Below are 5,850 nucleotides of genomic sequence, written 5' to 3'. Positions count from 1 at the left end.
CTCCATCATCCCCTTCACGTTCAGGTCTTCGACCGCCACGAGGTCGTACTCCCGAGCGTAGTACGCCGAGAGCTTGTGCAAGAAGTCGCGGCGCTTCCGTCGGAGGTCGGCGTGACACTCCGCGACTCGACGCCGTTGCTTCTCGTAGTTGTTCGACCCGTGCTGTTTGCGCGAGAGCTTCCGTTTCTCGCGCTCCAAGCGGTCGCGTTCGTCTGAGAGGTCGAGCGACCCGACCGCCGCGCCGTCGGTGTCGTGGGCGTACGTGAGAATCCCCACGTCGATACCGACGCACTTCTCGGGGTTCTCAGGCGGTTCGGGTGGTTCGCGGTCCATTTCGACGCCGAAGGTGGCGAACCACTCGCCCGTCGGTTCCTTCTTGACCGTGACCTGCTTGAGTGTGGCGTCGTCGGGGATGGCGCGGTGGAGCCGAATCGGTATGTCCGCGAGTTTCGAGAGTGACAGGACAGTCTGACCGCCCTTCTTGTCGAGCTTGAAGCCAGACTGGCTGTAGGTGAAACTGCGGAACTCTCGTGGCGGCTTCCATTTGAGTTGACCGACGCCGTAGCCGTTCTCCTTGAGCTTGGAGAGGCCTTTGAGGTTGTCGAACAGCCGTTCTACGACGGTTTGGAGAACCTTCGAGTACACGTCGGAGAGGTCGTCCCACCACTCCTTGAGGTCGGGGAGTTCCGACCGCAGGGAGGTCATGGACGGCAGTTCACCGTGTTCGTCTTGGTATTCGTTGAGACGGTAGAGCGTGTGGTTGTAGAGTTGCCTACAAATGTCTCGGTGGCGGTCCAACTCCTCACGGTGGGCGTCGGACGGCTTGAGACGGTACTTGTAGGCGTAGTACATGGCGCTACTCGTGTTCCTCGATGTACTCGTCAAGTTGCTCTCGGATAAACGACGAGAGATTCAGGTGGTGTTCCTGAATCCACTCATGTTGGTCCTCCCGGAGCGTGATTGTGGTCCGTTTCACCGTATGCATACTATATACTATATGCACAAAAGCATTGCGACTGCGTTGACCTGTGGGCCTGCTGTCGAACAGTGTATGGAACCCGTGCGGCGTTAACGAGACGCGGAGCGTCTCGTCCGCGCACAAGAGCTGCTCTTGTGAACGCTGTATCCCCTCCCTGCTCGCGCCTCCCATTCGGTCGGCGCTCGCTGAGGAAGGGGGCTTAGCGCCTCAATTCAGCTAATCCTGACGGGCGATTCCGGTCGCGAGCGGGGAGCCGACGGCGCCTATCCGCCCCTACCGATCACCTTCGGTGACGTCGGCCATCGAGACCATCCCGAGGAAGTCGTCGGCGGCGACCGGGATGTGATCGGTGCCGAACGTCGTCATCATCGCGGCGGCCTCGCCGAGCGGACAGTCCGGCGGGACGGTCTCGACGGGCTGGGTCATGATCGCCTCGACGGGGGTCGTCGCCGGATCGCTTTCGGCCGCGACGGCGTCGAGAATATCGTTTTTCGTCACGATCGCGGGCGGAGCCGTCGGCACGAGCAACGCCCCCAGCCTGCGGTCCCGCATCTCCGCGGCGGCCTCCGAGATGGGCTCCTCCGGAGGGATGATCTCGAGCGTCCGTGACATCACTTCCTCGACGGGTGTGTGATTCGCACTCATTATGTGCTATGATGCCAGATATCGCACTTCAATCATTGGTTTCCGGGGATATTGCGACGGGCTCCGGCCGACGGCGTCGACAGCAGGCGGGCGTCGGTCCTCGGCGCGGCCTGTCGGTCATGACATCCTCCGCGCCGTGAACGGCGCGGTTTCCTCCGTGGGAGTCTCAGCCGGTCTAAGATTCCCCGGACGCAACATTCCCGCCACGGTGGACAGTAGTTCCGTACGGCCCCGTTCCGTGGGTGCGATCCCCGATACGGACCGTTGTACCGATGGGGCGGTCACCGCCGGCCCGGTGCGGACGGTAACCGTTCTCCGACGACGACCGTCCACACGACGGCGGAGCGGACGAGCCGTGGCTGTGCGCTCGGATTCGCCGCATGCACCGACTACGACGGTCCGTATCAGCGACCGAGTCGAACGGAGATATAAAAAGGATCCGCGCCGCAGATCCGATAGAGGCGGTTCGCACAACTGGTATGTTACGGGTCCCAAACGAGTTACGCGACGTCTGCGTGGGTGCGATAGTGAACCTGTTCGTCTCCGTCGGAAAGACCTCACGCCGTCTCAAAGGCGAGGTATGCGAGACGAGAGAGCGCGGCGAAAACGGCGACGTCGTCGAGATCCGGATCATCGAGGACACGCCGGGGGACTCCGACATCGTGTTCTGGTTGGGGTTCACGGAGGAGTCGACGTACCTGCTGCCGCTCGATGCCTACGACGACCGACTCGTCTACGTCGAGTACCGCCACAACGGGGCACGGACGGGGCTCAACGTCCGCGACGTCCGTGACGTCGGGATCCGGTGATCCGCCACGTCCCTTTTATTTACGGTCCGCGTAGAGTCGGTATGCTCCGGATCCGCGGCTCGGCGGGCGGCACGGCGTTGACCGGAACGCTGTACGAACCCGACGAGGAGCCACCGACGTTCCGCGGCGCGCCCGACGACGACGCGCCGTACGTGTGGGTGTGTGATGCGTTCTATCAGGTCGAAAGCGGCGGGCAACTCCAGCGGCTGGACGGTGAGGAGATACGGATCGCCTTCGAGTCCCCGATGCCGCGCGGCTTCGCCGACCGCGAGCGGGCGATCGAGGCCGCGAAGGCGCACATCCGAACGCAGTTCGCCAGACTCGGCGTCGCGGAGACCGACGTCGCGGTCGCCGTCGAGGTCGCCGACGACGCGACCGCGTGACCGGCGGCCGATCAGGCGAGAAGGCCCCACCGCTCGTCGTCGTAGCCCCGGTCGCGGTCGGCCCCGAAGCGCTGTTCTATCGCCCGGATCAACGCGGCCTTCTCGTCGCGGCCGATCCGGGCCAGTTCGTCGGCTTTCGCGACCGCCAGTGGCGGCCCCCCCTCGTGGGCGACGTCCCGGAGGAACTGCGTCGTCAACGCCTCCCGTGTCTCCGGGTCCCGCGTGAAGACCGCGGGGGCTTCGACCCGGAACAGGAGCTCGCTTCGAGGGTCGTACACACAAAAGAACGTCACCTCGTAGTCCTCGAGGGGACGGGAGCGCTCCAAACCGATCGCGTCGCCGTCGGCCGACAGGGGGCCGTCGACGCCGCACCTGGAGACGAACCAGTTGGTGAACGTCAGCTCGTCGGTCAGCAACTCGCCGCTCCCGTCCGTCCGACGGAGAACGCGCTCGAAAAACGCCGCGTCGTCGACCCAGGGTGCGCGCGTTTCGTTTCGGACGGCCCGTGTGATCGCCTTCGAACTGCCGTTCTTTATGAACCCGGTGAGCGGGATGCCGCGGTCGGCGAAGCGCTCGACGAGCCCGAGATAACGGCCGATCACGTCCCGCGGGCGCTCTTCTTCGACGAGCAACTCCGCGAGCTCCGGGTGTCGATCCGCCCACGCGAGCAGCCCCTTGGGGTAGATCGGCCCGTCGAGGATCAACAGGTCGTCGACGACCTCGGCCTTGAGGGCGGCGTGAGAGACCTCGGCGAGATACAACGACAGTGCGTGGACGACGGCCTCCTCGTATCGGTTGACGCGGGGCGCTTGGAGTATCCGTCCCCGCGAGTACCCGCCGTCGAACGGTGTCCACTCCTCCTCCCCGCAGTCGACCGTCGGATCGTTCGAGTGTGCCGTCGTGACGACCGACCGGGATCGGTGGAGCTCCAGGTCCGAGGGGACGGCCGCCATCGCCGCCTGCGCGACGTCGAGGACGAGTCCGTTGGTGAACGTCGTCGGATTGATCGTCCCGGAATCGAGTCCGTGCTGTGTCGGGAACGGCGGCTCCTGTAACGCGACGTCCGCGACGTCGACGCGCCGCCGTCGGACGTCACCGATCGGTTCGATGATTCGCCGTCCGTCGTACCACAGCGGGTCGAGATACTCCTCGAAGACGGTCCCGGCGACGGCCTCGTGCTCCGTCGCGTCGACGCGCTGGCTGATCCGGCCCGCGAGCCGGGCGATCCCGTCGAAGTGGACCGGGTCGAGGGTCATATCTGGTCTGGGGCGCTCTGTGGTATAAAACGTCGGCTCCATCGCCCGGTTCGGACGAGGGCGGTCGCCGTCTCCGGGCGAAACTGCGGTGCCCCCCGACCGCCACCCGTTTCTGCCCCATTATTCATGATGGACTCGCCGCGATAGCGGTACGCCTTTGACGGGGCCGTGCAAAACCGTTCGGTATGGAATACGACAAAATCGAGGTGCCGTCGGAAGGCTCGAAGATCGACGTAACGGAGGACGACGAACTCGTCGTACCGGACGATCCGATCATCCCCATCATCCACGGCGATGGGATCGGAACGGACGTCGGTCCGGCGGCCCAGCGGGTCCTCGAGGCCGCCGCGGAGGCGACCGGTCGCGATATCAACTGGATGCGCGTCTATGCCGGCGAGTCCGCCCGCGAGCGCTACGACGAGAACCTTCCCGAGGAGACTGTCGAGGCGCTCAAGGAATTCAAAGTCTCGATCAAGGGTCCGCTGACGACGCCCGTCGGGGCCGGGTTCCGGAGCCTCAACGTCGCGTTGCGAAAGAAACTCGATCTCTATACGAACATCCGCCCGACCTACCACCTCGACGGCGTCCCCTCGCCCGTCAAGCGCCCCGAGCAGATGGACATGATCTCCTTCCGGGAGAACACCGAGGACGTCTACGCCGGCATCGAGTGGGAGGCCGGCACCGACGAGGTCCAGGAGGTCAAGGAGTTCGTCGAAGAGGAGATGGGCTTCGATTCGACCATCCACGACGGTCCCGTCGGCATCGGTATCAAGCCGATCACCGAGTTCGGGACGAAACGTCTCGTCCGTAAGGCGATCGACTACGCCCTCGAGAACGACCGCGACTCCGTTACGCTCGTCCACAAGGGCAACATCATGAAGTTCACCGAGGGCGCCTTCCGCGATTGGGGCTACGAGGTCGCCGAGGAGGAGTACGGCGACGAGGTCATCACCGAGGACACCCTCTGGGAGGAGCGCGGCGGCGAACAGCCCGAGGACGCTGTCGTCGTCAACGACCGCATCGCCGACAACATGCTCCAGCAGATCCTCACCCGGACGGACCAATACGACGTGTTGGCGCTGCCGAACCTCAACGGTGACTACCTCTCGGACGCCTGTGGCGCACAGATCGGTGGCCTGGGCATCGCGCCGGGTATCAACCTCGGCGACGGCCGCGTGCTGGCCGAACCCGTCCACGGCTCCGCGCCGAAGTACGCCGGTCAGGACAAGGTCAACCCCACCGCCATGATCCTCTCGGGCCGCATCATGCTCGAGTTCATGGGCTGGGACGACGCCGCCGACCTCGTCCGCGACGCCGTCGAACAGGCGATCGTCGACCGCAAGGTCACCTACGACATCGAACGGCAAGTCGAGGACGCCGAGAAACTCGCGACCAGCGAGTACGCCGACGTAGTCGTCGAGAACATCCACGAGATGGCCTGATTCCGGCCGAGAGAACTACTCGGCCCAGTCCGGGACGGTCGCGCCGGGGGCGATCCCGAAGTGTTGCATACTCCGTCTCTTTGCCCGCGGCGAGCAACTCGAGATATACGTCTTCGACCGGTTCCGAGGCGTCGACGTCACGGGTGCTGACTCACTTCATTGATACTGATACTGATACTGATACTGATACTGATACTGATAGTAGAGATCGGAAGACGAGACACACTCGATCGCACGGCCTAATGAGTGACGGAAGTTATGGGCATGGAATGAGACTGGAAGGTAATGAGTGGAGATCGTCGGATCGAGATTGTCCGGCATCTGGATGAAGGGGAA

The 5,850-nt window shown here is 64.1% G+C and carries 6 protein-coding genes; 3 read left to right on the top strand and 3 right to left on the bottom strand.

Annotated features, from left to right (window positions below; genetic code table 11):
- Together HZR14_RS14265 and HZR14_RS14055 are read right to left on the bottom strand one after the other, a co-directional pair.
- On the bottom strand, window positions 1–852 hold an 852-nt coding region (locus HZR14_RS14265), incomplete at its 3' end, for an RNA-guided endonuclease InsQ/TnpB family protein (protein WP_220132586.1).
- Window positions 853–1,252: 400 nt separating this feature from the next.
- On the bottom strand, window positions 1,253–1,624 hold the full coding sequence (locus HZR14_RS14055; RefSeq protein ID WP_220132585.1) for a CBS domain-containing protein: 372 nt from the start codon (window positions 1,622–1,624) through the stop codon (window positions 1,253–1,255).
- A 479-nt stretch (window positions 1,625–2,103) separates the two neighbouring features.
- Here HZR14_RS14055 and HZR14_RS14050 point away from each other — a divergent pair, with 479 nt between their 5' ends.
- Complete coding sequence (locus HZR14_RS14050; RefSeq protein WP_181693509.1) at window positions 2,104–2,433, top strand: hypothetical protein; 330 nt, start codon at window positions 2,104–2,106, stop codon at window positions 2,431–2,433.
- A 41-nt stretch (window positions 2,434–2,474) separates the two neighbouring features.
- Window positions 2,475–2,816 carry a DUF7113 family protein gene (locus HZR14_RS14045; RefSeq protein ID WP_181693508.1) on the top strand — a complete coding sequence of 114 codons (342 nt, stop codon included), beginning with the start codon at window positions 2,475–2,477 and terminating at the stop codon, window positions 2,814–2,816.
- Window positions 2,817–2,827: 11 nt separating this feature from the next.
- Here HZR14_RS14045 and HZR14_RS14040 read toward each other — a convergent pair whose 3' ends face one another.
- Window positions 2,828–4,072, bottom strand: a complete 1,245-nt coding sequence (locus tag HZR14_RS14040) for a DNA double-strand break repair nuclease NurA (RefSeq protein WP_181693507.1) — start codon at window positions 4,070–4,072, stop codon at window positions 2,828–2,830.
- Between the two features lie 185 nt (window positions 4,073–4,257).
- Between HZR14_RS14040 and icd the strand changes: the two genes are divergently transcribed.
- Complete coding sequence (gene icd, locus HZR14_RS14035) at window positions 4,258–5,514, top strand: isocitrate dehydrogenase (NADP(+)) (protein ID WP_181693506.1); 1,257 nt, start codon at window positions 4,258–4,260, stop codon at window positions 5,512–5,514.
- Window positions 5,515–5,850: the final 336 nt, after the last annotated feature.

It is taken from the genome of Natronomonas salinimetallica (assembly GCF_013839515.1).
Taxonomy (GTDB): domain Archaea; phylum Halobacteriota; class Halobacteria; order Halobacteriales; family Haloarculaceae; genus Natronomonas.
This window is presented reverse-complemented; position numbering and strand designations above follow the sequence as displayed.

Bases quoted from the DNA above. Each gene is read 5' to 3' on its own strand.
- HZR14_RS14055 (WP_220132585.1), bottom strand. From the start codon at position 1,624: ATGAGTGCGAATCACACACCCGTCGAGGAAGTGATGTCACGGACGCTC.
- HZR14_RS14050 (WP_181693509.1), top strand. From the start codon at position 2,104: ATGTTACGGGTCCCAAACGAGTTACGCGACGTCTGCGTGGGTGCGATA.
- HZR14_RS14045 (WP_181693508.1), top strand. From the start codon at position 2,475: ATGCTCCGGATCCGCGGCTCGGCGGGCGGCACGGCGTTGACCGGAACG.
- HZR14_RS14040 (WP_181693507.1), bottom strand. From the start codon at position 4,072: ATGACCCTCGACCCGGTCCACTTCGACGGGATCGCCCGGCTCGCGGGC.
- icd (WP_181693506.1), top strand. From the start codon at position 4,258: ATGGAATACGACAAAATCGAGGTGCCGTCGGAAGGCTCGAAGATCGAC.